General features: G+C 51.0%; 18 protein-coding genes and 2 CRISPR repeat arrays (1 of these 20 cut by a window edge). Of the genes, 7 read left to right on the top strand and 11 right to left on the bottom strand.

The genetic code is table 11. From position 1 onward, the window contains the following. Positions 1-45 precede the first annotated feature (45 nt). From AC50X8_RS13905 to AC50X8_RS13890, 4 genes are all read right to left on the bottom strand, one after another. Entirely contained in the window at positions 46-813 is a 768-nt protein-coding gene (locus tag AC50X8_RS13905; RefSeq protein WP_494880124.1) for an ABC transporter permease, read from the bottom strand. Then, the gene (locus tag AC50X8_RS13900; protein WP_494880123.1) at positions 810-1,805 is read right to left on the bottom strand and encodes an ABC transporter ATP-binding protein; all 996 of its coding nucleotides are present in this window, start codon (positions 1,803-1,805) and stop codon (positions 810-812) included. Before AC50X8_RS13900 ends, AC50X8_RS13905 begins: the two co-directional genes overlap by 4 nt. Continuing rightward, complete coding sequence (gene tenA / locus AC50X8_RS13895) at positions 1,802-2,473, bottom strand: thiaminase II (protein WP_056035925.1); 672 nt, start codon at positions 2,471-2,473, stop codon at positions 1,802-1,804. The genes AC50X8_RS13900 and tenA overlap by 4 nt, the downstream gene beginning before the upstream one ends. Positions 2,474-3,102: 629 nt before the next feature. Further along, positions 3,103-4,401, bottom strand: a complete 1,299-nt coding sequence (locus tag AC50X8_RS13890; RefSeq protein WP_494880122.1) for an acetylornithine deacetylase — start codon at positions 4,399-4,401, stop codon at positions 3,103-3,105. A 410-nt stretch (positions 4,402-4,811) separates the two neighbouring features. Here AC50X8_RS13890 and ant(6) point away from each other — a divergent pair, with 410 nt between their 5' ends. Continuing rightward, positions 4,812-5,672, top strand: coding sequence for an aminoglycoside 6-adenylyltransferase (gene ant(6) / locus AC50X8_RS13885; RefSeq protein ID WP_494880121.1), 861 nt, complete (start codon positions 4,812-4,814; stop codon positions 5,670-5,672). Between the two features lie 51 nt (positions 5,673-5,723). Here the strand turns inward: ant(6) and htpG are convergent, their stop codons facing one another. Together htpG and AC50X8_RS13875 are read right to left on the bottom strand one after the other, a co-directional pair. After that, the gene (gene htpG / locus AC50X8_RS13880) at positions 5,724-7,604 is read right to left on the bottom strand and encodes a molecular chaperone HtpG (protein WP_056035932.1); all 1,881 of its coding nucleotides are present in this window, start codon (positions 7,602-7,604) and stop codon (positions 5,724-5,726) included. A gap of 130 nt (positions 7,605-7,734) precedes the next feature. Then, positions 7,735-8,889, bottom strand: a complete 1,155-nt coding sequence (locus AC50X8_RS13875) for an HD domain-containing protein (protein ID WP_494880120.1) — start codon at positions 8,887-8,889, stop codon at positions 7,735-7,737. Between the two features lie 196 nt (positions 8,890-9,085). On the opposite strand from AC50X8_RS13875, the gene AC50X8_RS13870 reads away from it, so the two are divergent. Then, positions 9,086-10,666, top strand: coding sequence for a choice-of-anchor I domain-containing protein (locus AC50X8_RS13870; protein WP_494880119.1), 1,581 nt, complete (start codon positions 9,086-9,088; stop codon positions 10,664-10,666). Between the two features lie 111 nt (positions 10,667-10,777). Here the strand turns inward: AC50X8_RS13870 and AC50X8_RS13865 are convergent, their stop codons facing one another. The 4 genes from AC50X8_RS13865 to AC50X8_RS13850 all read right to left on the bottom strand — a co-directional run bounded on the left by AC50X8_RS13865 (position 10,778) and on the right by AC50X8_RS13850 (position 15,044). Further along, complete coding sequence (locus AC50X8_RS13865; RefSeq protein WP_494880118.1) at positions 10,778-11,320, bottom strand: histidine phosphatase family protein; 543 nt, start codon at positions 11,318-11,320, stop codon at positions 10,778-10,780. Between the two features lie 43 nt (positions 11,321-11,363). Further along, positions 11,364-11,972 carry a DUF4085 family protein gene (locus AC50X8_RS13860; RefSeq protein WP_494880117.1) on the bottom strand — a complete coding sequence of 203 codons (609 nt, stop codon included), beginning with the start codon at positions 11,970-11,972 and terminating at the stop codon, positions 11,364-11,366. Between the two features lie 150 nt (positions 11,973-12,122). Further along, a CRISPR array of direct repeats spans positions 12,123-13,262; the repeat unit is 33 nt; unit sequence GTTTCAATCCACGCACTCCATACGGAGTGCGAC. Positions 13,263-13,464: 202 nt separating this feature from the next. Next, positions 13,465-14,277, bottom strand: coding sequence for an AAC(3) family N-acetyltransferase (locus tag AC50X8_RS13855; protein WP_056035947.1), 813 nt, complete (start codon positions 14,275-14,277; stop codon positions 13,465-13,467). Positions 14,278-14,294: 17 nt separating this feature from the next. Next, positions 14,295-15,044: a class I SAM-dependent methyltransferase gene (locus AC50X8_RS13850; protein ID WP_494880116.1), complete on the bottom strand. Its 750-nt coding sequence runs from the start codon at positions 15,042-15,044 to the stop codon at positions 14,295-14,297. A 172-nt stretch (positions 15,045-15,216) separates the two neighbouring features. Here AC50X8_RS13850 and AC50X8_RS13845 point away from each other — a divergent pair, with 172 nt between their 5' ends. Next, positions 15,217-15,474, top strand: a complete 258-nt coding sequence (locus AC50X8_RS13845; protein ID WP_494880115.1) for a hypothetical protein — start codon at positions 15,217-15,219, stop codon at positions 15,472-15,474. A 53-nt stretch (positions 15,475-15,527) separates the two neighbouring features. Here AC50X8_RS13845 and AC50X8_RS13840 read toward each other — a convergent pair whose 3' ends face one another. Continuing rightward, on the bottom strand, positions 15,528-16,373 hold the full coding sequence (locus tag AC50X8_RS13840; protein ID WP_494880114.1) for a MurR/RpiR family transcriptional regulator: 846 nt from the start codon (positions 16,371-16,373) through the stop codon (positions 15,528-15,530). Positions 16,374-16,638: 265 nt separating this feature from the next. Here AC50X8_RS13840 and AC50X8_RS13835 point away from each other — a divergent pair, with 265 nt between their 5' ends. From AC50X8_RS13835 to AC50X8_RS13820, 4 genes are read left to right on the top strand one after another with little or no spacing between them, the layout of a single operon-like run. Continuing rightward, the gene (locus AC50X8_RS13835) at positions 16,639-17,520 is read left to right on the top strand and encodes a DUF8171 family membrane protein (protein WP_494880113.1); all 882 of its coding nucleotides are present in this window, start codon (positions 16,639-16,641) and stop codon (positions 17,518-17,520) included. Further along, entirely contained in the window at positions 17,517-19,457 is a 1,941-nt protein-coding gene (locus AC50X8_RS13830) for an ABC transporter ATP-binding protein (RefSeq protein ID WP_494880112.1), read from the top strand. The genes AC50X8_RS13835 and AC50X8_RS13830 overlap by 4 nt, the downstream gene beginning before the upstream one ends. Beyond that, positions 19,444-20,271, top strand: a complete 828-nt coding sequence (locus AC50X8_RS13825) for an energy-coupling factor transporter transmembrane component T family protein (protein ID WP_494880111.1) — start codon at positions 19,444-19,446, stop codon at positions 20,269-20,271. Before AC50X8_RS13830 ends, AC50X8_RS13825 begins: the two co-directional genes overlap by 14 nt. A 37-nt stretch (positions 20,272-20,308) precedes the next feature. Then, positions 20,309-21,067 carry a PHP-associated domain-containing protein gene (locus tag AC50X8_RS13820; RefSeq protein WP_494880110.1) on the top strand — a complete coding sequence of 253 codons (759 nt, stop codon included), beginning with the start codon at positions 20,309-20,311 and terminating at the stop codon, positions 21,065-21,067. A 189-nt stretch (positions 21,068-21,256) separates the two neighbouring features. Then, positions 21,257-22,874: direct repeats of the CRISPR family, unit length 33 nt; unit sequence GTTTCAATCCACGCACTCCATACGGAGTGCGAC; it runs 506 nt beyond the window's last position.

The following is a 22,874-nucleotide window of genomic DNA, read 5'->3' as shown; positions in this document are numbered from 1 at the left end:
ATAAAAGGCCATAAAGCTTGAGCGGCACTCCGCCTTGGGGCCCCCTTACCGGCCTACCTTCGATTCTTTCCGATAGGATAGGCAGATTCGCTCAAGCGCCAATACGGCTAAAAATAACATAATGCCCATTGCTGACAGCAGCAGCACGCCGGAAAAAACACTTTCGCCGCGCAGCATATTCGCCGCCCGCTTCGTGTACATGCCCAGCCCCGCTTCGCCGCCCAGCCATTCGCCAAGCGTGGCGCCGCCGACGCTAATCGCCGCTGCCATTTTCAACCCCGTGAAAAACTCCGGCAGCGCCGAAGGGATTTTCCACTTGAGAAACAGCTCGCGCTTGCCTGCTCCCATCGTCCGCAGCAGCTCCCCGATATCCGGGTCCGCTGAGCGGAAGCCGTCCGCCGTATTCATCGCAATGGGGAAAAAGGTGAACAGCATGACAACGGCGATTTTGCTGCCGATTTCATAGCCAAACCACATGACCATAATCGGCGACAGCGCAATAATCGGAATCGTCTGCGAGGCGACAACGAGCGGATACAGCGTTTTGCGTGCCAGCGATGAGCTGTCGATCCAGATCGCCGACAACGTCCCCAGCACGATTGAAATCGCCAGCCCAAGCAGCGCCTCGCCTAGCGTGATGACGAAATGCCGCGCCAGCAGCCCGCTGTTCTCCGTTATGGAGACGAGCACATCAGACAGCCGTGGGATAATATAATGGGGAATTTGGAATATTCGCGTTCCGACTTCCCACAAAACGGCAAGCAGGAGGATGAACAGCACAACTGGCATATGCTTTTTGAAAAAGCGCTTCATCGGCTTCCCCCCTCTAAGCTGGCCGCTGTGTGCGCATGCCCGAAATGCCCAAGCAGCTTGCGTTTTAACGCCACAAATGGCTCGCTCAGCATCGTCTCGTAGGTGCGAGGACGCGGCAGTGCCACCGGATATTCCACCAGCTCGGCAACCGGCGCCTTCGCCGCCACCAGCACCCGGTCCGACAGAAGCAGCGCTTCATCTATGTCGTGGGTTATAAAAACAATCGTTTTGCGGTGCTGCTCCCATATTTGCAGCAGCCATTCCTGCATGCTGACTCTCGTCATCGCATCAAGGGCGCTGAACGGCTCATCGAGCAAAAAGAGCTCGCCGCCGCCCAGCAGCGAGCGAAGAAACGATACCCGCTGGCGCATGCCGCCCGACAGCTCATGCGGATACTTCGCCTCGGTTCCGGCGAGGCCGAAATCCGGCAGCAGCTCCCGCACCCGCTGGCGCGCTTCCTTCTTCGGCGTTCCTGCCAGCTCCATGCCGAGCGCGGCATTATCCAGCACCGTCCGCCACGGCATAAGGCAATCCTTCTGCGGCATATAGCCGATCTTTGCCGCCTGCTGCTGGCGATTCAAGCCGCCAATCGTAATCGTGCCGGCTTGCGGCTCCAGCAGTCCGGCCAGCAGCCGGAACAGCGTCGTCTTGCCCATGCCGCTCGCCGCAAGCACGCTGACGAACTCGCCCTGCTTAATATGCAGGTCAAGCCCTTCAATCAGCGGCGGCCCGCCGGGAAAAGCATACGTCAGTCCGCTGACGCTAAGGCCTGCTGGCTCGTTGCTTTCGCTATGTGCAGAAGCGGTCGTTCTCACTGCTGTTGCTGTTGCTGTTGCTGTTGCTGTTGCTGTTGCTGTTGCTGTTGCTGCTTCTGCATCTGCTGCTTCTGCTGCGTCTGCTACTGCTGCTTCTAATGCTTCTGCTTCTGTCTCGCTTGCCCCCGCCGCCTTTTTAAGCCCCTGCTCTCCCGGCTGACCTTTCAATATGCTCACACTGGCCACTCCTCCCCGCGATATGCCATATCCCAAAATAAATATTCCATCTTCGATGTTATGACAAAATGCTCCTCCAGCTTCGCAAGCTCCCGCTCTGGAAGCCCTGCTGCCAATTGGTCCATTAGGCCAATGCACCAGTTCGTCAGCTCTCCGAACTCCTCCGAGCTGTACATGAGAATCCATTCCTTATAAAGCGGATGCTCCAATGCGCCCGGATATTCGGCGAAGGTTACGCCAATTTCGCGGTAGCTCCACATGCACGGCAGCAGCGCCGCTACAACCTCTGCGAGCGAGCCATTCGCCGCCACGTCAAGCATATATTTCGTATACGCGATATTGCTAGGCGCAGGCTGCGTGCCCTCAAGCTGCTCGCGCGTCACGCCAAAACGGTCGGCATACTGGCGGTGCAGCTCCATTTCCACATGCAGCGTGGAATGATACAGCCCGGCGAATTTGACCATTGTTGCCATATCGCCAGCTTTTATACTGCCGTAGGCGAACAGCTTTGCATAGTCGATTAAATAGACGTAATCCTGCTTGAGATAATAGATGAAGCGCTGCGGATCCAGCGTTCCTTCCCGCATTTCCACGAGAAACGGATGCTCGTGGCTTTTCTGCCATACTTCGCGGCTTGCCTGATATAATCTATCGCTAAACTTGCTCATCATGTCCTCCGGACGCCTGATGAAAAAGGACTGCTGCGCTGCGTGAAAGGTTTGGCTTTCGATCGCTGCGCTTCTCCAGCTCAAACCTTTCACGCAGCGAAGTCCTTTTTCATCCGGCTTTTTATTTAACAGAGAGTGATTCGCTCTCTCTTATATGCTCATCTCGTTTATTCAAATACATTGACTACAATAAAAACTGCTACTTTAACATTACTCTCATTAATCCGACTTATGTTCGAGGACTGACGTTCCGCTATATCCGCGATTTGGTCGATTTAGCCGATTTTGACGTCTCCGCGGACAGGAGATCCGCTATTTCAGCGATTTGGCCACTTTATTCTTGTTCGCGGACAGGAAATCCGCTATTCCATGAAAAACGGGGACTTTATAGGATTTTTGCAGCCAATAACTGCATCTGAGTCCGCGAACAAGGCAAAATCGTTGATTTTCACAAATTAACGGCTTCTCTGTCCGCTCGACAACTACAAGCTACATAATGAACACTACACACTAAATGCTGCATACTGCACGCTACTCACTACACGCTACTCGCTGCTCACTACTCACTACTCACTACTCACTACTCTCTACTCACTGCACGCTACTCATTACTCACTACTCTCTACTCACTACACGCTGCTCTCCGCTTCCGCTTTCGGGCGGTTGCACCAGTCGACGATGAAGCCGAGTATTACTTTTGTATAATAAATGAGCTCGTTGATGTCGATACTCTCGTCTACCGCATGGGCATGCTCCAGCTGCCCTGGACCATAAATGACCGTCGGGATGCCTTCCCTGCCGATCCAACCCGCATCGGTTACGCTTGGACTCATGCCAACCGCAGGCAGTACGCCAAGCACTTGCTGATGGCTTTGCTCCAGCACCTTGAGCCCCGACCACTGCCGGTTCAGCTCCTGCGAAGGGAAAATTTCGCCGCGCTCCTCTATCATCGAGCGCCCTCCCCAGCGGAAGGTTGGCGGATTGTGGCGCATCCACGGATCGCCCTGCGCCACGCCAAGCAAATGCTCTTCAATCTCGGACGCTATCGTTTCATAATCTTCATTCGGGTAAAAATGAACCGTAATCCAAAGCGAACAGCGGTCCGCGATAAAAGCGGCATGGCGCCCGCCTTCAATGACCGCAGGATTAATCGTATTGGAGCCGGGAGGAAAACCTTCATAAGATTTGCTCACGGCCCAGTGGCGCTCCAAATCTTGAAGCCCGGCAATCAGCTTTGCCATTTTCTCAATCGTGCTGGCTCCTTGAACGCCGCCTCCGGCATGGATCATGCGCGAACGCATGCCATCATGGAACGTCTCCGGGCTTTGCAAGGTAACCCAGCCGGTTATAACGCCGCCCTGTCCTTGAATCGCCAGCCCGCTCGTATCGGCGACGATGGCGAAATCCGCTTCGCAGCCGCGCTCCATACAAGCGCGAGTACCTGCCTCACCCGCTTCCTCGCCAATAACGGCTTGGAACAGCAAATCCCCCTTCAGCTCCACACCCGCTTCGGTCAGCAGCTTGCTTGCAAACAGCAATGCCGCAAGCCCGCCTTTCATATCGGCGGTTCCACGCCCATAGGCGCGTCCATCCTCCAGCAACAGCTTGAACGGATCATGCTTCCAGCCGCCGCTGTCGCCCACCTCGGCAACATCCATATGCCCATTGAGCAGCAGGCTGCGATAACGCTTGCTATCGGTGCCCCGTTTTACCGCTGTCACGTTTGGATCGCCCGGGTAAACCTCCCACAGCTCAGTTGCAAAACAGCTCGCTTGCAGCTGCTTCTCCAAAAACTGCTGGGCTTCCAGCGTATTGCGTGCCGGAGGGCTGACGGTTGGATACGCCACCAGCTCGGCTAACAGTGCGAACAGCTCATCCTGGCGCTCATCCACCTGCTGCTGCAATGCTTCAATCCACGCTTCTGTCATCTACTTTCTCCCCTTTCCTGAAGGAAAGCAATGCTCGCAGCTCGTCCAAAACACCGCCCTAGACAAAACCGCGTTTTTCTTCGGAGAAATACAAAAAAACCATTCGAGAATACACGAATGGCTACGTTTCGTTATGTTCTCTACGCCAGCATTACCTGGATCAGATTAACGGTCAGGAAAACAAGTTCCCTATCTCAGCCAGACTTTATCCAGCACCCGCATTTCGTATGAAATTAGTTTAACTATAACGGAATACTTGAGAATAGGCAACGGTTCTATTGTGATTGCAGCTGATTCCTTTTTTGGCAGGCTGTAGCCTAAGCAGCTGTAAGCTATAATGAAAATAGAATTTTCTTTATAAAAATTATATAACAAATGGAACGACAAATTTAGAAGGGAGTATTCTACCATTGAGAAGCGAACAGGAAATGATGAAGCTGCTTATCGATTTTGCTGCCAATGATTCGAGAATTGTACTTGCAACGCTCGAAGGCTCACGCACCAACAAAAACATCGTCCCTGATCTATTTCAGGATTTTGATGTTTCCTATTTTGTGACCGATATGGAGGCTTTCAAGGAAAATGAGGATTGGCTGAACAGCTTCGGAAAACGGATTATGATGCAGAAGCCTGAGGATATGGAGCTATTCCCGCCCGAATTAGGCAATTGGTTTTCCTATCTCATTATTTTTGAAGATGGGCATAAGCTCGACCTGACGCTAATTCCAATCGACGAGATAGAAGATTATTTTACGAACAGCGACGGTTTAGTTGAAGTGCTGCTTGATAAACAGTCGCTTGTGCAAAATGAAGTGCTCCCAACTGACCGTCAATATTGGACGAAGCCGCCAACCGCAAAAGAATTTGACGATTGCTGCAATGAATTTTGGATGGTTTCTACTTACGTTGTAAAAGGCCTGGCGAGGGAAGAAATTCTATTCGCGATTGATCATTTAAGCGAAATTGCCCGTCCTAATTTACTGCGAATGATGGCTTGGCAAATTGGCATAGAGCAAGGCTATTCCTTTAGCGTCGGGAAAAACTTTAAATTTATTAACCGTTACCTTTCAGAAGAGGATTGGGAAGCGCTGCTTTCTACTTATGCTGAAAATAGCTACCCCAACATGTGGCAGTCTCTATTCACCTGCTATGAGCTGTTTAGAAAATACTCTAAAACCGTGGCAGCAAGCTTTGGGTATGCATATCCCGACTACGATGAAGCCATCACCAAATATACAGAACGCATCTATAAAAAAGAGGGCCTTCTCTAAAGCAGCTTAACGCTGCTCTAGGGAAAGCCCTCTTAAGCATGCTTATGGCTGTTACACCATGATTTTGCACATTGCGTTCGTAAATTCAACCGGGTCTTGAATTGGCAAACCTTCAATGAGCAGCGCTTGGTTGTACAGCAGGTTCGTGTACAGGCCGAGCTTCTCTTCATCGCTGGCGAAAGCGGTTTTGAGCGACTGCAAAATCTCGTGGTTGACGTTGATTTCGAGCACCTTGTCCGCTTTCACATTTTGGCTGTCCGGCATCGCTTGAAGAATTTTCTCCATCTCAATGGACACTTCGCCCTCCGAGGTCAAACATACCGGATGCGATTTCAAGCGCTTCGAAGCGCGAACACCGGATACTTTGCCTTCGAGAATCGTTTGCATTTTCTCAAACAGATCCTTGTTGTCAGTCGCTTCCGCCTCTGTCGTTTCCTCGCTCGGATCCGCTTCAATGCCAAGATCGCCGCTGGATACGGATTTAAATTCTTTATCCTTGTATTTCAAAATCACTTTAATCGCAAATTCGTCGATATCATCCGTGAAGTACAAAATTTCGTACCCTTTGTCCAATACCATTTCCGTTTGCGGCAGCTTCTCAATGCGATCAATGGATGCGCCCGAAGCATAATAAATGTACTTCTGATCTTCCGGCATGCGCTCTACGTACTCATCGAGCGATACGAGCTTTTTCTCCTTGGAGGAGCTGAACAGCAGCAAGTCCTGCAGCGTATCCTTGTTGGCGCCGTAATCGTTGTAGACGCCAAATTTCAGCTGTCTGCCGAAAGCTTTGTAGAACTTCTCATAGCTGTCGCGCTCGTCTTTGAGCAGGCTCACAAGCTGGCTTTTAATTTTGTTTTTGATGTTTTTGGCAATGAGGCTCAGCTGGCGGTCATGCTGGAGCAGCTCGCGGGAAATGTTCAGCGACAAATCCTCCGAGTCAACCATCCCTTTCACGAAGCCAAAATAATCCGGCAGCAGATCGGAGCACTTGTCCATAATGAGTACGCCATTGGAGTACAGCTCAAGGCCTTTCTCAAATTCCTTCGTGTAATAATCGAACGGCGTATGCTCTGGAATGTAGAGAATCGCGTTGTATACAACCGCGCCGTCTGCACTGATGTGGATATGCTTAAGCGGCTTGTCGAAGCCATAACGCTTCTCCATATAGAAGTTGTCGTAGTCTTCCTGCGTCAACTCGTTTTTATTTTTGCGCCAGATCGGCACCATGCTGTTAATCGTCTGCTCTTCGGAATACTCTTCGAATTCGCCTTCGCTGTCTTCCTTCGGACGTTGTCCGACAACATCCATCTTGATCGGATAACGAATGAAATCGGAATATTTCTTAATAATTGCACGCAGGCGATATTGCTCCAAAAACTCGTCGTAGCTGACTTCTTCCGCATTGTCTTTGATTTTCAGCACGATTTCGGTTCCGACGGTATCCTTCGTAGCCGGCACAATCGTGTAGCCGTCTGCGCCTTCGGATTTCCATTTGAACGCTTCCTCGCTGCCGAGGGCACGGCTCGTTACCGTTACAACGTCCGCCACCATAAACGCCGCATAAAAACCAACGCCGAACTGGCCGATAATGTTATGGCCGTCCTTTGCTTCATTTTCGTTCTTGAAGGCCAGCGAGCCGCTCTTGGCAATAATGCCGAGATTGTTCTCCAGGTCCTCCTTGGTCATTCCGATACCTGTATCGGCAATCGTCAGCGTGCGCGCCTCTTGATCCGCCGTTACTTTAATATAATAATCCGCCTGATTGAATACCAATTGATCATCGGATAATGCTTTGTAGTAGATTTTATCAATTGCATCACTAGCATTGGAGATCAGCTCGCGCAAAAAGATTTCCTTCTGCGTATAGATGGAGTTAATCATCATTTCCAGCAATCTCTTCGATTCCGCTTTAAACTGTTTCTTGGCCACGAATAAATCTCCCTTCAATAATCATCATTATTAGGCTGCGTAAGGCTAAGTCTAGTTTAGCACTCTTCACGCCTGAGTGCTAATCCTAATTTTTATATACCATATATGAATTTGTAATGTCAACTTATGGTTAGCACTGGCTATCCCATTCGGCATAAAACTGCTCCAAATAGGCTAGCATGAACTGATGCCGCGTTTCGGCAAGCTTTTTCCCATAGGAAGTGTTCATTAAATCCTTCAGCTTAAGCAATTTCTCGTAAAAATGGTGCACCGCCGTCGCTTCGCCGCACCGGTATTCCGCCTCCGTCATTTCCGTGCGGGGCCGCACATTCGGATCATGCAGCAGATGGCTCTTCGCGCCCGCATAAGCAAACGTTCGCGCAATGCCAATGGCGCCAATCGCATCGAGCCGGTCGGCATCCTGCACAATCTCGCCCTCCAGTGTGCTCATCGCCTTGCCTCCGCCGCCCTTGAAGGACATCGTCGATATGATTTCCATTACATGGGCGGCATCCTGTGGATGGACATTATTGTGCTCCAGCCAGCTCCGCACCTTCTGCAAGCCTGCGGCTTCGCTAGTGTTCAGCTTAACATCCGCGATATCATGCAGCAGCGCCGCCAGCTCACACAGGAACAAATCCGCCTGCTCCTCGCGGGCAATCGCCTTTGCCATCTGTGTAACCCGGCGAATATGCTGCCAATCGTGTCCCGTGTACTCTCGCTCCAGCGTCTGCCTGACGAACTGCTCGGCAGCTAATAGAATTGCCTCGTTCGCCTGTTGCTCTTGATGGTCTTCTAGTTGGTCTTCTTGATGTTTCTCTTGATTATCCTTCGGATTCATCGCCTGTCCATACCGCCTTTCTCCTACCCATACATCACCAGCTTGCAGCTTGTATAACGTATCTGGTTGTCCACCCCATTGCTGCTTCTCCACATTATAAGCTCTGCTCTTAATACGTTTAACTTCCCGCTCCGTTCGAAATCCTGATGCCAGATCATCGTCTAGCTCGGACTCATAATGAAACTCGGCATCTATATGGAGCTGCCAAGCAAAACGCTCCACGCCTTTGATTTTGTGCAGCACAGGAAGCTTAGCGAGACGTTCGTCTGCTTTAGCCTGCATCATCGTATTTTGCTCAAATGCGTGATCATAATAATGCAGCTGCTCGCCACTCGCCGCAACCACCTGCGAGGATATGAAACCCGGATCATACAGCCATATTTTTAAATAAAAGGGTTCGTTGCGCTGCTTTAATTGCTGATGCCACGCTTCATAAATATCCATTAGCGCTGCCAGCAGCAGCCGCGAAAACCAGACAGGCGGATTCTATTATATCGTTGCTTCCCTTATTTGGAAGCTGCTTTTTCGCTGTTTTTACAAAACTAGCTCCGTCCCTTGATCTGCCTTTAACAATCTATTTATATACTTAGAACGATTCTACATACGATCTTAAAAAAGGATAAAGGGGATTTGTAAGCTTATGAAAACGGTTAAGCAACTTGTTCAAATGATGTCAGTCGCGACGATGCTCGCTGCCGGGACGGGCGCTTTCGCCCCTGCCGCTCTCGCTGCTGATGCGCCCGCTGGCGATTATGTGAAGCTGCGCCAAGCGATCGAAAATATGCAAGGCGAAGTAACATGGGACGCCGCCAGCCGCAGCGCTGAAATTACGGTAAGCGGTTTAAAAGCCTCGTTCCCGATCGGCTCTTCTTCCGCTACGATTAACGGTGCCGCAATTGAAATTGGAAGCCCTTCTCTTTTAACGAAAAGCACAACCTATGTTTCCAAAAAAGCGCTGGACAGCCTGAAGGCGCAGCTCGTTCAGCAGCAAAATAAAACCGGCTTTGAGCTCGCCGCCTCCTTCCAAATGCCAAGCGAAAAAGCTGAAATCGCCGCTTCTACGCCAGACGGCAAGCGCCTGCTCGTTACTGAAGCGGACAATGGCAGCATTTCTGTGCTGGACATCGCGGACATTAACAAAGTGAGCGTGCTGAAAACCGTCAGCTTCCACGACCTTTCCGCAGATGCGGAAGTGACCAGCGTCACCGTATCCAAGGACGGCAGCTATGGACTGGCAGTCATCCGCACGGGCGATGATGTGAACAAAGCGAACAAAGGGCTGCTTGCCGTAGTCGATTTGGCTACCTACAAAACCGTAAAAACATATGAGCTTGGCATCGGCCCTGATTCCATCGCGCTTTCGCCGGACGGGCTGAATGCCGTGATCGCGATTGAGGATGAGGAGATTGATAAAGCTGCGGATGAAATCGATTTTAAAAATGCGAAGCGCCCTGGCAGCATAATGATTGTTACTTTTGCAGGCGGCGACCCGCTGAAGGGCGAGGTTGTGGATATTGCTACTCCTTTGGACGATGTAGAGGGAGCGATTTATCCGCATGATCCGCAGCCGGAATATGTGGCAATCAGCTCGGATAGCGCAACCGCAGCGGTTACGATGCAGGAAAACAACGCCATCGCGATTGTCGATTTAAAAACGAAAAAGCTCCTTCGGATTTTCTCGCTCGGTACGACGCAGCACAAAGCCGATTTAGAGGACGATGGGAATGTGCGGTTTACGCAGGATTTGACCGCCCGTTATGAGCCGGATGGCATTGCGTTTTCGCCAGATGGCAAATACGTGCTGACCGCCAATGAAGGCGACTTGGGCAAAAATGAATTTAAAGACGGCGTGAAGGCCGGCGGCCGCAACATCGCGGTATGGGATTTGGAGGGCAAGCGGGTATACGACAGCGCGAACCTGATTGACGAGGCGACAGCTAAAGTCGGCTTGTATCCCGATGACCGCAGTCCGAACAAAGGCAGCGAGGTCGAAAATCTGACCGTCGCGACAGTCGACGGAACAGCCCTTGCCGCAGTAGCGTCGGAACGCGCGGATGCAATTTTATTTTTCGATATCGCTAATGCTGCCAGCCCTGTCTACCTCGGCTTGATTCCAACGGCCGGAGAATCGCCGGAAGGCATTCACCGCGTACAAGGACGCAGCTTGTTTGTCAGCGCGGATGAGAGCACGGGAACGGTAAGCTTTTACGCGAAAAAATAAGGGCGGCCGCACGCTGCATTTAGCAAAGCTGTTATCACCCGCTTTAACGAGAAAATCCCTTGAGCGCTTGTATGTGCTCAAGGGATTTTTGGCTTTTAACGCTATGCGTTGTCAGGGCATCCAAATTCGCTTGAAGCTGGAAGCCGCATCGGTGAAGGAAAGCTCGTACACGTCGGGATTGGATAAGGCTTCCCATTCCTCAAATCCGACTGCCTGATCCAAATGCTTGAGCAGCAGCGAAATGAGGTTGCCGTGTGAGACGATTACGGTATTTTTCCAGCTGCTATTCAGCACCTCGGTAACGACTTGAACGGCCCGATTTGTAGCGGTACGGCTGGATTCCCCACCCTCGTAGCATAAATCCATGTCCTCATAGGTTTGACGAAGCATTTCGCGCCAGTCTGGATGATTTTGACCTAATAAAACTCGCTCGGTTAACCGCTCATCCAGCTTTATAGGCAGGGCAGCGGCATCAGCTAATGGAGAAATGGTGCGGTAAGCCCGCTCAAAAGGGCTCGAAATGATTCCTTCTATCTGCTTGTTTGCTAAGAAAGCAGCCAATTGCTGCGCTTGCTCTATTCCAACTGCTGTTAATGGAGCGTCAGGCTCTTGGCCTTCTGCTTGGCAATGACGGACTAGATATATCGTTTTCATGCTCTCACGATCCTTTTTTTGAAAATTAAATAGGCTCTTTTAGCTATCGGCTTTGCGGCTCGCCTAATACTTCAATCTCTACATCGACATCGGAAATAATGAACGCTTTTAGCGAATCCAGCAGCACTCTGAGCTCAAAGCCACCGTCAATCGTGTAAATTTCATCGTACAGCCACCACATATTTTCAGGAAGATCCGGAAGCTCCAAATGCTTGACTCCGTAAAACGTGATTTTAATATCCGTAAAATAATGATAAGAGCCGCGACAGTCTAAATATAGAATAAACGTTGCTTCATCGAGCCGATCGTAAGAGATAACTTTGGCATCGTGAAGCGTATTTTCGAATAGCTTGACCGCATTGGGCGGAAGCTCATTTTTAATCGATTTATAATAGCTGTTGTAGGTCTCAGCCAATTTTCGCATGCGATCATCATAGTCTTGCTTCCACTGCTTCGCCATTTCCTTCAATTCAGGAGGCGGGTAAATCGTGTTCAACGTGCCGTCGTGTATGTAGGGATGGAAGGCTTCGGGGAGGTATTTTAGCAGGTGTTCTTTCTTTTCTTCTAACCATTCGCGCTGTGATTGTAAATAGTCTATGCCTTCTGAGCGAAAATAGGCGAGGTACTCCTCCCATTCTTCTTCTTGTCTCATATATGCACATTATCCCGGCAATCTGCATTTCTTCATACCATTCTTTTGTGCAATATTTCATGGATGTCCTCCTTGGCTACTTGTGAATTAATCTGTGCATTCCGTGAGGAGTGCGACTTAATTAACGGCAGCGCCAGCAACCTCACACTTGTTTCAATCAACGCACTCCATACGGATTGCGACAATAAAAAAAGCCGCAGGTATGCTTTCCCATACGTTTCAATCCACGCACTCCATACGGAGTGCGACGCTTAATAATCCCTTTTCCGTTCTTCCAATTAATGTTTCAATCCACGCACTCCATACGGAGTGCGACGTTCAAACACCAACACTGCGCCTGGTTTACGATAGAGTTTCAATCCACGGCATCCACTTCAGCATATCGTTTCAATCCACGCACTCCATACGGAGTGCGACCGGGTACGCTTGTACCCTACGCTTCCCCAACAGGGTTTCAATCCACGCACTCCGTACGGAGTGCGACGCGGCATATTCGAGATATCACGCAAGGGCTATCGTTTCAATCCACGCACTCCGTACGGAGTGCGACTATTCTGTTTGTTAAAGCACCTCAAGCTAGCGGCGTTTCAATCCACGCACTCCGTACGGAGTGCGACTGACTTGGACGCTTCCGACAATGTCAATGTGATTGTTTCAATCCACGCACTCCATACGGAGTGCGACGGCGTTGGGATCGGCGGTTAGATGACGCGCTGGATGTTTCAATCCACGCACTCCATACGGAGTGCGACGAAATGTCGAAAGTAACCGCACTGGACGTCGCGAAGTTTCAATCCACGCACTCCATACGGAGTGCGACTTGTGCAAAAACAGCAGCGGCCACCACGGGCGATGTTTCAATCCACGCACTCCATACGGAGTGCGACTCAAACACCCTATCACCTGCCTGACTTCCTGCCAGTTTCAATCCACGCACTCCATACGGAGTGCGACGATGTAGGAACCTGCAACATGCCGATCTTTCAGCAGTTTCAATCCACGCACTCCATACGGAGTGCGACCGTCAATACGCCCCCTCAGCGCTGCCGCCTCTTGTTTCAATCCACGCACTCCATACGGAGTGCGACTATGACCAAGATGGGGGTATCCCGTATGACGAAGGTTTCAATCCACGCACTCCATACGGAGTGCGACGGGCACGCAGCTCGCCGGCATCAACGGGCTTGCCTAGTTTCAATCCACGCACTCCATACGGAGTGCGACGGCCAAATTTACTTTATCAATAAGTTTAAGGGGGTTTCAATCCACGCACTCCGTACGGAGTGCGACAGCGAAAATACATACAATTGATTCCATCATGGCATCAATTGTATATATTTTCAAGATCATCCATACGAACAAAGTCTAAACAAAGTATTGACTTTTCCCGTAGCCCTTCTTTTTCGTCATGAATCGACAAATTTTGAGGTGCGAATCCCCTAGGGTTTTTATGGGAGCTTCCGATTCGCACCTGCATCGGCATAACCTTTTTTCACTCCATCGAACGATGGATCATCAGCCACTGCTTGGCAAAATCAACTGCCTCTTTCAGATCAAAAAGCCGGCACTCGGCGCTGCCTACCGCGCCTTTTTGCACGGAGCCTTCATAGTCGTAGCACTGCCCAATCTGTGCAAAATCTGCCGAGTCATAGGCGAAATCCGTAAACCATTTCCATACTCGCTCGTCCCCTTCATAAATAGCGGTTCCCAGCTGTTTCGTCGGAAGACGCTCACTCATCGCTTCAGCCAGATGAAAGCTTGTGCAGGATTCATACCCCGTCCCCAGCATCAGCACCTTGGCGCCCAAGCCGTACAGCTTCCCAAGTGGTGACGCCATGCCAAATTGCGGACTTAGCATATGCTCAGATGTAATAAGCTCCGCATACTTGCCATTGGCGCAAAAAGAAACCTGCGGATGCGCTGAACGCACCGTAGCCGGAAACGTGCGAAACAGCTCGGCAATTCGCCCCATTCCCCGCGTTGGCGACAAAGCCGGATCGAAAGCCGGAAGCTCCCGATAAATCGTCTCATACCACTCCTCTGGAACCGGCGGATTGCCCCATTCGGCGGGATCGCTCCAATCTCCGCTTTGCGCAGGCATAATTAACGTGCCTTCATCCCCAACCGCCTGCATAAGCGCCTGCACCATAGCCTGCGGCCCGCCGCATACCCAGCCCAAGCGCGACAAGGAGGCGTGCACCAGCACGGAATCGCCTTCTCGAACGCCTAATCTTCGCAAATCCTGAACGATGTTGTTTATCGTAATTGGCCTTTTCTGACTGTTGATCAACTGCTGTTCTCTCACCTTTGTGCCCCCTGCTTCTACCTTTGTGCTTTAATCATAAACCGCTCTGCGTTCGTCTTGATGCCTCTTTCCGACTTATTGTCCCTAATGAACGCTTCTAATCGCTCAAAATCTTCCGGCTGCCGCCCAAAATTCGGAATAATCGGCGTATGCTTAAGCAGAAAAATCAAATCCGCCGCCGTCTCATAAAACTCCGCGACGTTCCACTCCATAACCTCAATCTTCGTAAAGCCAGCTTCCGTCAGCTCCAATATATACCGCTCCTTGAGCGAGCCTGGCATCTCCCCATAGGCTTGCCCTCTTCCAAACGCCTGCTTGAGATTAAGCTTATCGTTCTCGCTCACTTGCTGCGTCAGAAATGTACCGCCGTTCTCCAGCACACGAGCTACCTCCTGCGCATTAAAGGCGGAATGCCTGCAAGAAACAATCTGAAAGAAGCGGTCTGGAAAATCCAGCTTGTCCGCATTCATTGGCAGGACGCGAACGTTGCTGCGCCCGGACTTCGTAATATTTTTCATTGCGGTGTCGACCATGCCTGTAGATAAATCAATGCCCACCAGCAGCAGGGCACAGTCCGCAATTGATAAAATAGCTTCCCCGCCGCCTGTACCAATATCGAGCAGAAGATCGGTTTTTCGGCTAAGCTTGACGACCTCCTGATACAAGTCCCACTTCGCTTCCTCCGACATACACTTCAGCCTGCTGAAATCCCAGCCATTGCTCGCTCCAACCTCATTATAAAAAGCCTCATAGTCAATTTGATTCATTATGATTCAGCCTTTCCTTAAAAATCCACATTTACCCATGCGTGCATAAGTGTCTAAAAGACAGCTTCTTTGTAAATTGTAACATTTTAGGGTGTGTTTTCGTAGTAAGGAGTATATAAAAGGCTGCTGCGCGCTTTTGCAGGCTGATCCTTGTACCCGGGGGGAAATTGCGATGAGAAAAGAAAAATTAGTTCTTGTGCTGTCGCTATTTTTAATTTTTGTCGGTTTTACCGCTATACTTTTTGGCTATTGGGAAGCCTTGCAGCCGAAAACAGGCCCCGTTGGCAACGGAGCCACATTACCGACCTTCCTTCAAATACTCCCCTCTATTCTAGCCATCGTGACGGGTATTCTGAATCTAGCCCATATCGTCTATCGCCGCAGGAAAGCCTATTTTAATAACAAAGACAATAAAGAGAATAAAGAATAAAACCCCTCGTAGAAAAAGGCAGCTATACCAACACGAAGCTTGCTAGTAGTCTCCTACTTCGGAAGCTGCGCAGCATAGCGCTTGCGCAGCGCATGGAGCCGATCCAGCTGATTAAGCGCGTGCTGGCCTTGCCGCTTCGTCACAGCTACCGTCAAAGCATCCACCAATGCAACGGGAGCCGTCATCGAATGAAAGCCCTCCAGCTCCCCTCGATCCAATTGCAGCACAATATCACTCTGCTCCAGCATATCCGAGACGAGCAAATCCGTGACCAGCACCGTTCGATAACCCGCCGCCTTGCCCTGCTCCAAAATAACCGTCAGCTCCGCCGACCGCCTGACAAAGCCAAACATCAGCACGACATCCTCTTCCCCAGCGTGAGACAACGTTTCAAACAGCTCGCTGCCGCTTGCCTCCATCGCCATCACCTGCACGCCGATCCGATTCAGGCGGAATTGCAGAAGCGCAACGAGACAGACCGCCGCCCCCGAGCCAAAAATATAAACTTTACGCGCAGCATGAATGGCCTCCACCGTCTGATGAAACGCTGCCCGCTCCACCCGCTGCTTCGTGACCGCAACATTATTTGCAGCTATGTCTAATATTTCGCCCACAACATCGGCCGCTTCCGAATCGACCTTATTTAAAATCTGCTTCATTTTATGAGCAGGGGTAGCATGTTCATTTTGCAGCAAATACTTCTTGAAGGCCTTCAAATTGGCAAAACCAATCGTAGCCCAAAAACGCGAAACGGTCGCCGTACTGACCCCAACCGCCTGCGCAATGTCCTCCTCCGTGCAATAGGGAATTTGCGCAAGCGCGCCCGCTACATAATTGGCTATCGCCTGCTGGCTTTTTGACATTTTGTCCAAATCCATTTTGATATTAATCGGTACCATGATGTGCCCTCCCTGTGCCTGTGCCTGATCCTGTGCCTGTGCCTGTGCCTCAAAAGCAGGCTTTCATCAGCAGTATAGCATTCGCTGCAGCTTTATGAAAGTTTTTTATCACAAATTAATTTATGAAAATTATTTTACACAAACGAAATAATTCGTTGATGATGCGTTAACAGTTCCTCTATATATTGAAAAAGAGTTCGCTGCTGCACTGAGGCAGGCGAAGCGAATTTCGCCTCAATCCCATTTTGCTTAGGAGGAATTAAACGTGACATCCGCGCTTAAACGCCGTTACGAATTGACGCAATCCCAGAAGCTTATGGTGTTCATACTGGCTATGTCGCTTTACGGCATTTCCAATATGTTCTCCGAGCTTATCCCCGAGCTCAAGCTTGGGCCGATTGAAATCAAGGTCGAATATTTTGCCTTTATCCCGCTCACTTTATGTATTTTGTTCAACCCGCTGTATGCCGCGCTTGGCGCTTCCTTCGGGGAGATTATTTTCGGAGAGCTGCTGCTCGGGCAATTCGGCGGACTCGGGGAGCTGGAAAAATTCATTGAGTTCTCCCTCGCCATGTATGTTGCCGGACTGCTCGTCAGCGACCCCCGCAACCGCAAGCAGCTTGCTTTAGCTTCCTTCGTTGCAGTAGGCATTGATCAAATGCTCGGCACGATTGTCGATGTCGGCAAAGTTTGGTTTGGGATTGAGGAATTTGAAGCGGTGCCGGGGCTGCCAGAAAGCATTTTGCTCATTGAAGGCCTTAGCTTCCTGAACGCCATGGTCATTACCGGCATCTTCTTCTCCCTGCTGCCAACGCTGTTTCTCGTACCAAGACTCTATGGAAAAATCGAGCCGCTGCTCGGCATGAAGCCGCGCGACAGCCGGGTTCCGCTCTCGCTTGGACAGCTGATGACGCCGCGCTTGCTCATTACGGGCATTTGCTTTTTCTTCCTTGCGGTCGTCGCCGAATTTCTGGCCGAGTCAGATATAAACTTCGCCGTCTGGGAGCCGGAATTTATTGAGCAATATGGCAGCGGCTATATGTGGGTGAGCATCGGTGCCGCAGCGCTCGTTCTGCTGGTCACCGTTGCATTCGCGATGCGTTCCAAAGCAAAAACCGTCCAGAAGCCGGGGGATATGAAGCTTTGAGCAACCTACAGCATCATAACGCCGCAACGATGACCCCACGAGTTGCTGCCGCTGCGGCTACAGCTCCTATTATTGAAATGAACGACGTTTGCTTTCAATATCCAGGCGCTGAGGGGATGGCTTTGCACGATATAAAGCTGACGATTCAGCCTGGCGAATTTATCGCCATCGCCGGGACGAATGGGAGCGGCAAATCGACGCTCTGCAAATGCTTGAACGGGCTTATCCCTAATTATTATGTTGGCGATTTGAGCGGCTCGATTCGGGTAGCTGGCATGGATGCCGCAAACGAAACGGTGTCCTCCCTTTCGCGGAAGGTGACTTACGTTTTTCAGGATTTTGAAAATCAGCTCGTGCGTCCGACTGTGTACGATGAAGCCTGCTTCGCACCGCTTAATTACGGCTATGCGGACTATCGCCAGCGCGGCGAAAGGGCGCTCGCTATGCTTGGTCTTGAGCCTTTGCGCGACCAGTGGATTTGGCAGCTTAGCGGCGGGCAGAAGCATATGACTGCGCTGGCAGGAGCGCTCGCTCTTGATCCCGATGTGATCATCGTGGACGAGCCCGTCGCCCAGCTTGATCCTTATCATGCCAAGCTGATTTATGATAAGCTCGCCATGCTCAACAAGCAATACGGCAAAACGATCATCGTCATTGAGCATCATACTGAATTTATTGCCGATTATTGCGATAAAGTCGTATTGATGGATAGCGGCACCATCCGCTGGATCAAGCCTGTACAGGAGGCGCTGTCCCGCGTCGATGAATTGGCAGCGCTGAATATTTTGCCGCCGCAGGTCACCTTGGCGGTGCGAAATTGGGAAGCCCGGCGCGGGCAAACAGCGGCAGCAACGGCAGCAGCTCCGCTATATCCGATTACGCTGGCGGAGGCTGCGGTTTATTTTCAGAATGATGCGGAAGCAGTGGCTGGTGCCAAAAAAGCTAATCAGTTGCAAGCCGCTTATCATTCTACTAAGCAGGCTGGGTTTATAGAAAAGCAGGATTCGCAAGCGCTCAGCCATTCCGCCAATTCAAGCTCAGTGCTGGCTAAGGCTGCGGCATCACCGCAAGAGTTGATTCGCTTCGAGCATGTATCCTACGGCTACAAAACGATAACGCGAGCACTGCATCCTGTTATTCGCGATCTGAATCTCTCGATTTACGAGGGCGAGCGAATTGCGCTCGTCGGCAACAATGGAGCGGGCAAATCGACACTGCTTAAGCTTATTTCCGGCATTCGCCGTCCAAATAAGGGCGAGCTCACCGTTTGCGGCCGCTTAACGAAGCGCCATTCGCCCGAGCAGCTGTCTGAATTCGTCTCCTTCATCTATCAGCATCCGGAGGAAATGTTTATTGAGGATTCGGTGCGCAAGGATGTGGAGTTTTTCCCGAAAGCCCGAAATAAAGCGGGATATTCAGCCTTTACCGATGAAGTGCTGGAGCGGCTGCGGCTCACCGAGCTTCAGGACCGTGATGGCAGATTGTTAAGCGGCGGGCAGCAGCGGCGAGCTACCCTTGCGATTGGCCTCGCGATGCGTCCTACGGTGATGCTGCTCGATGAGCCGACGGCCAGTCTCGATGCTTCAAGCCGGCGCGAAATGACCGCCATGCTTGCCGAGCTGGAGGATCAGGTCAAGGCGACGCTGATCGCCACCCATGATATGCAGCTTGTTGCCGAATGGGCAAATCGCGTCATCGTGATGCATAGTGGCCGGGTACTGCTGGATACAGATACGCGTTCCTTGTTCCGCGAGCTTCACGTATTGGAACAGGCCGGACTCATTCCGCCGCAAATTACGCTGCTCAGCGATCGGCTCGGCCTGGAGCCGCCTTGTCTGTCCGTTGACGAATTGCATTGCCGCCTGACTGGGGCCGCATCTGCGGACGCATCAGAGCAGCTGCCTAGAGAGGAGGCCATCACGAGTGGAAGCCATTAAACAAAATTTGATCGACAAGCTCAGCGTCGAGCAAATCAAAATCGAGCTGATGCGCACCGCCTTCGGCCGCCAATCTACTTTTTTATCGCGCTTCGACCCGAGGATTCTCATCATCTGGTATTCTTTTTTCGCTATAGCGCCATGGTTCATTCATAACAAATTCATTTTGCTGGGGCTGCTCGTGCCAATCGTCGCGCTCACCTTGTCCTCCAAGGTCAGCCCGCTCGTCCTCATCATTATGGGCATTGGGCTCGTCAGCGAAATCAGCTACATTCTGCTCGGTTCGCTGCTCTTCGGCGGAAGTCTCGCCAGCTTCTGGCCCCTCATGACACTTACGCTGAAAATATTGCTCATTTCACTCGCCAGCATTGCTGTATTCTCCAGCATGGACCCCGAGAAGCTGAGCGACGCGCTGCTCAGTCTGGGCATGCCGGCGCAGTTCAGCTTCGGCGTATCGTATGGCTACCGAATGCTGCCGATTCTAATCGAGGAATATCACAACATTATTCATTCCTTCCGCCTTCGTGGACGCTCGCCGCAGCGGAAAGGGATTTTCGGCTGGCGCTCCCTCGTCTACTTGGCGACGATTAGCGTCCGCGCCTTTTATCCGCTCATACTGAATACGGCGAAGCGCACCCGCACAACGGTTGAAGCGCTGGAGGTGCGCGGCTTTACTTATTCCTTAGTCAGCCCGGACGCGAAGAAGCTGAAGCTCGCCTATTTGCGCATTCGCCCATTGGACTTTGTATTTCTCGGCTGCTCCCTCTGCTATATGATTGTGCTGGCGGTAGCAGGACAGCATTTTTCACTATAAAATTGACTATCAAAACGGAAACGGAGACCTCAGCTATATGATGAATCTTGATTTGCACACCCACGGCAAGCTATCGAAAAAAACACATTTTTCGCTCGACTATTTCGCCGCCATGACGGCTGAAGCAATTGAAAATGGTCTAAACGCCATTGCGTTGACCGAGCATTTTAACACGCTGAATTATACCGATATGCTGGATCAGCTTGACGCAGCCTTCGCCTATCAGGACGATTATTATGATGTGAATGGACTGAAGGTGTTTACGGGCATGGAGGTAGATGTTGCAGAGCGCGGGCATATTTTAATCATAGGCAATCGCTTGTACCTGCGGGAATTGCGCCAGCAATTGGAGCCCTATGCGGAAAAAGGCAGCTTTATCCCCTTTTCCGAGCTGATGGATCGTACGGAGGGTGCTCCTGTACTGCGGATTGGCGCGCATCCGATGCGGGAGAGTAATCCGCTCACGCAGTACGCGGCCGAGCAGCTGATGCGGCTTCACGCGTTGGACATTAACGCGAAGGACTTGTATCAATATGGCCCCGCCATGGCCGATCAGGTTCGCCAGCTTGCGGCTGAAATCGGCTTGCCCGCCTGCGCAGGCAGCGACTCCCATCAGCCGCTCCAGTTCGGCAGCGTATGGAACGTGCTGGAGCGGGAATGCCGCACTGCCACCGAGCTGCGCGAAGAGCTGCAAAGCGGTCGCTACTCCGTGGAAATTTCACCTTGCCTCAGCGTCAAGGTGAAGGCTGCGCAGATGATGAAGGAGCTTTTGAAGAAGACGATGACGGTGGAATAAATAGAGGCTTTTAGTAAAAATAGGCTGCTTCCGCGTGGAGGATACGACGCGGAAACAGCCTGTTTTTTTCAATTTAAATGAATGTGCGCTTAGTAACTCGGATTTGTAGTCGTTCGGGAGGCGTATCAATTCACGTATTTCGTTCGGAGTGCGACAAATGGTTCATTGGCACTTACATTCATCAGGTAAGTTTCAATCCACGCACTCCATACGGAGTGCGACGCAGAGGTACTTGCTTGCGGTGAGCCAGTAAGTACAGTTTCAATCCACGCACTCCATACGGAGTGCGACAATGAGCTACGTTCCAAAACAAGCTTCTCGCTATGTTTCAATCCACGCACTCCATACGGAGTGCGACGATAGAGAGATTTTGTCATCGCGTTCAATAAATCGTTTCAATCCACGCACTCCATACGGAGTGCGACTGAGTGGCCAATGGCCATGTGTGATGAGGGGGGAGTTTCAATCCACGCACTCCATACGGAGTGCGACTTCCAGAGCCGTACCGTGCGGCCGTGACGGGCGGTGTTTCAATCCACGCACTCCATACGGAGTGCGACGCACGTATAAGCCATTATCAAAGCAATGACCATGTTTCAATCCACGCACTCCATACGGAGTGCGACTTAAATTCATCATCGTCGACTACATAGTCACGTTGTTTCAATCCACGCACTCCATACGGAGTGCGACAGACATTGATGGGGCGCTAGACACGCTAACAGACGTTTCAATCCACGCACTCCATACGGAGTGCGACCACGAAAAAAGACATCCTGCCATCAAAACTTTAGTTTCAATCCACGCACTCCATACGGAGTGCGACTTGGGGGAGAGTAACCGTGAAAGCGACAATTAACGGTTTCAATCCACGCACTCCATACGGAGTGCGACCTGATTTTGCTTTACGAGGCAATGCTTATCGGGGGTTTCAATCCACGCACTCCATACGGAGTGCGACTTAATAACGCCTGTCTTCATTGATGGAGTCGGCGTTTCAATCCACGCACTCCATACGGAGTGCGACCATTAAAAGACGGCGTCAAGGATTTGGTCAAGGAACTGTTTCAATCCACGCACTCCATACGGAGTGCGACGACGTCAAACTGACGTATGCACCGCCTGACCTCTGGTTTCAATCCACGCACTCCATACGGAGTGCGACCTGATGTTCAAAATCTTTAGGCAGAGCTTGAGAGTTTCAATCCACGCACTCCATACGGAGTGCGACCTTCTCGGTGTAAGAAATAGAGTTCGAATTTTGTGTTTCAATCCACGCACTCCATACGGAGTGCGACCTGTCCGAATCATGGGTTCGGGAGATTATTGATAAAGTTTCAATCCACGCACTCCATACGGAGTGCGACTTTATAGTCCGCGAAATAGATCGCAGGGCTTTTGTGTTTCAATCCACGCACTCCATACGGAGTGCGACGAGACGTATAACCTAGACCAGTATGACATGGAGGCGTTTCAATCCACGCACTCCATACGGAGTGCGACTTGTAATTACTTTCGAGCGATGCTTTTTGCGCGTTGTTTCAATCCACGCACTCCATACGGAGTGCGACTGTTGGAAGGCTTGTCATGGATGCGGGATAGCTAGTTTCAATCCACGCACTCCATACGGAGTGCGACGCCTTTTGGCAGGTGGTCAAGGAATGAAGGAAAGTGTTTCAATCCACGCACTCCATACGGAGTGCGACTCTGGTAAGATTTGTCCACGCAAGATGTATGACGTTTCAATCCACGCACTCCATACGGAGTGCGACTCCAATCTTTGACCGCCGTAAATATGGACGTGGTG

The sequence above is a fragment of the Paenibacillus sp. JT22N15 genome (assembly GCF_059383755.1).
The sequence above is the reverse complement of the archived record's forward strand: the minus strand, read 5'-3'. Positions and strand labels throughout refer to the sequence as shown.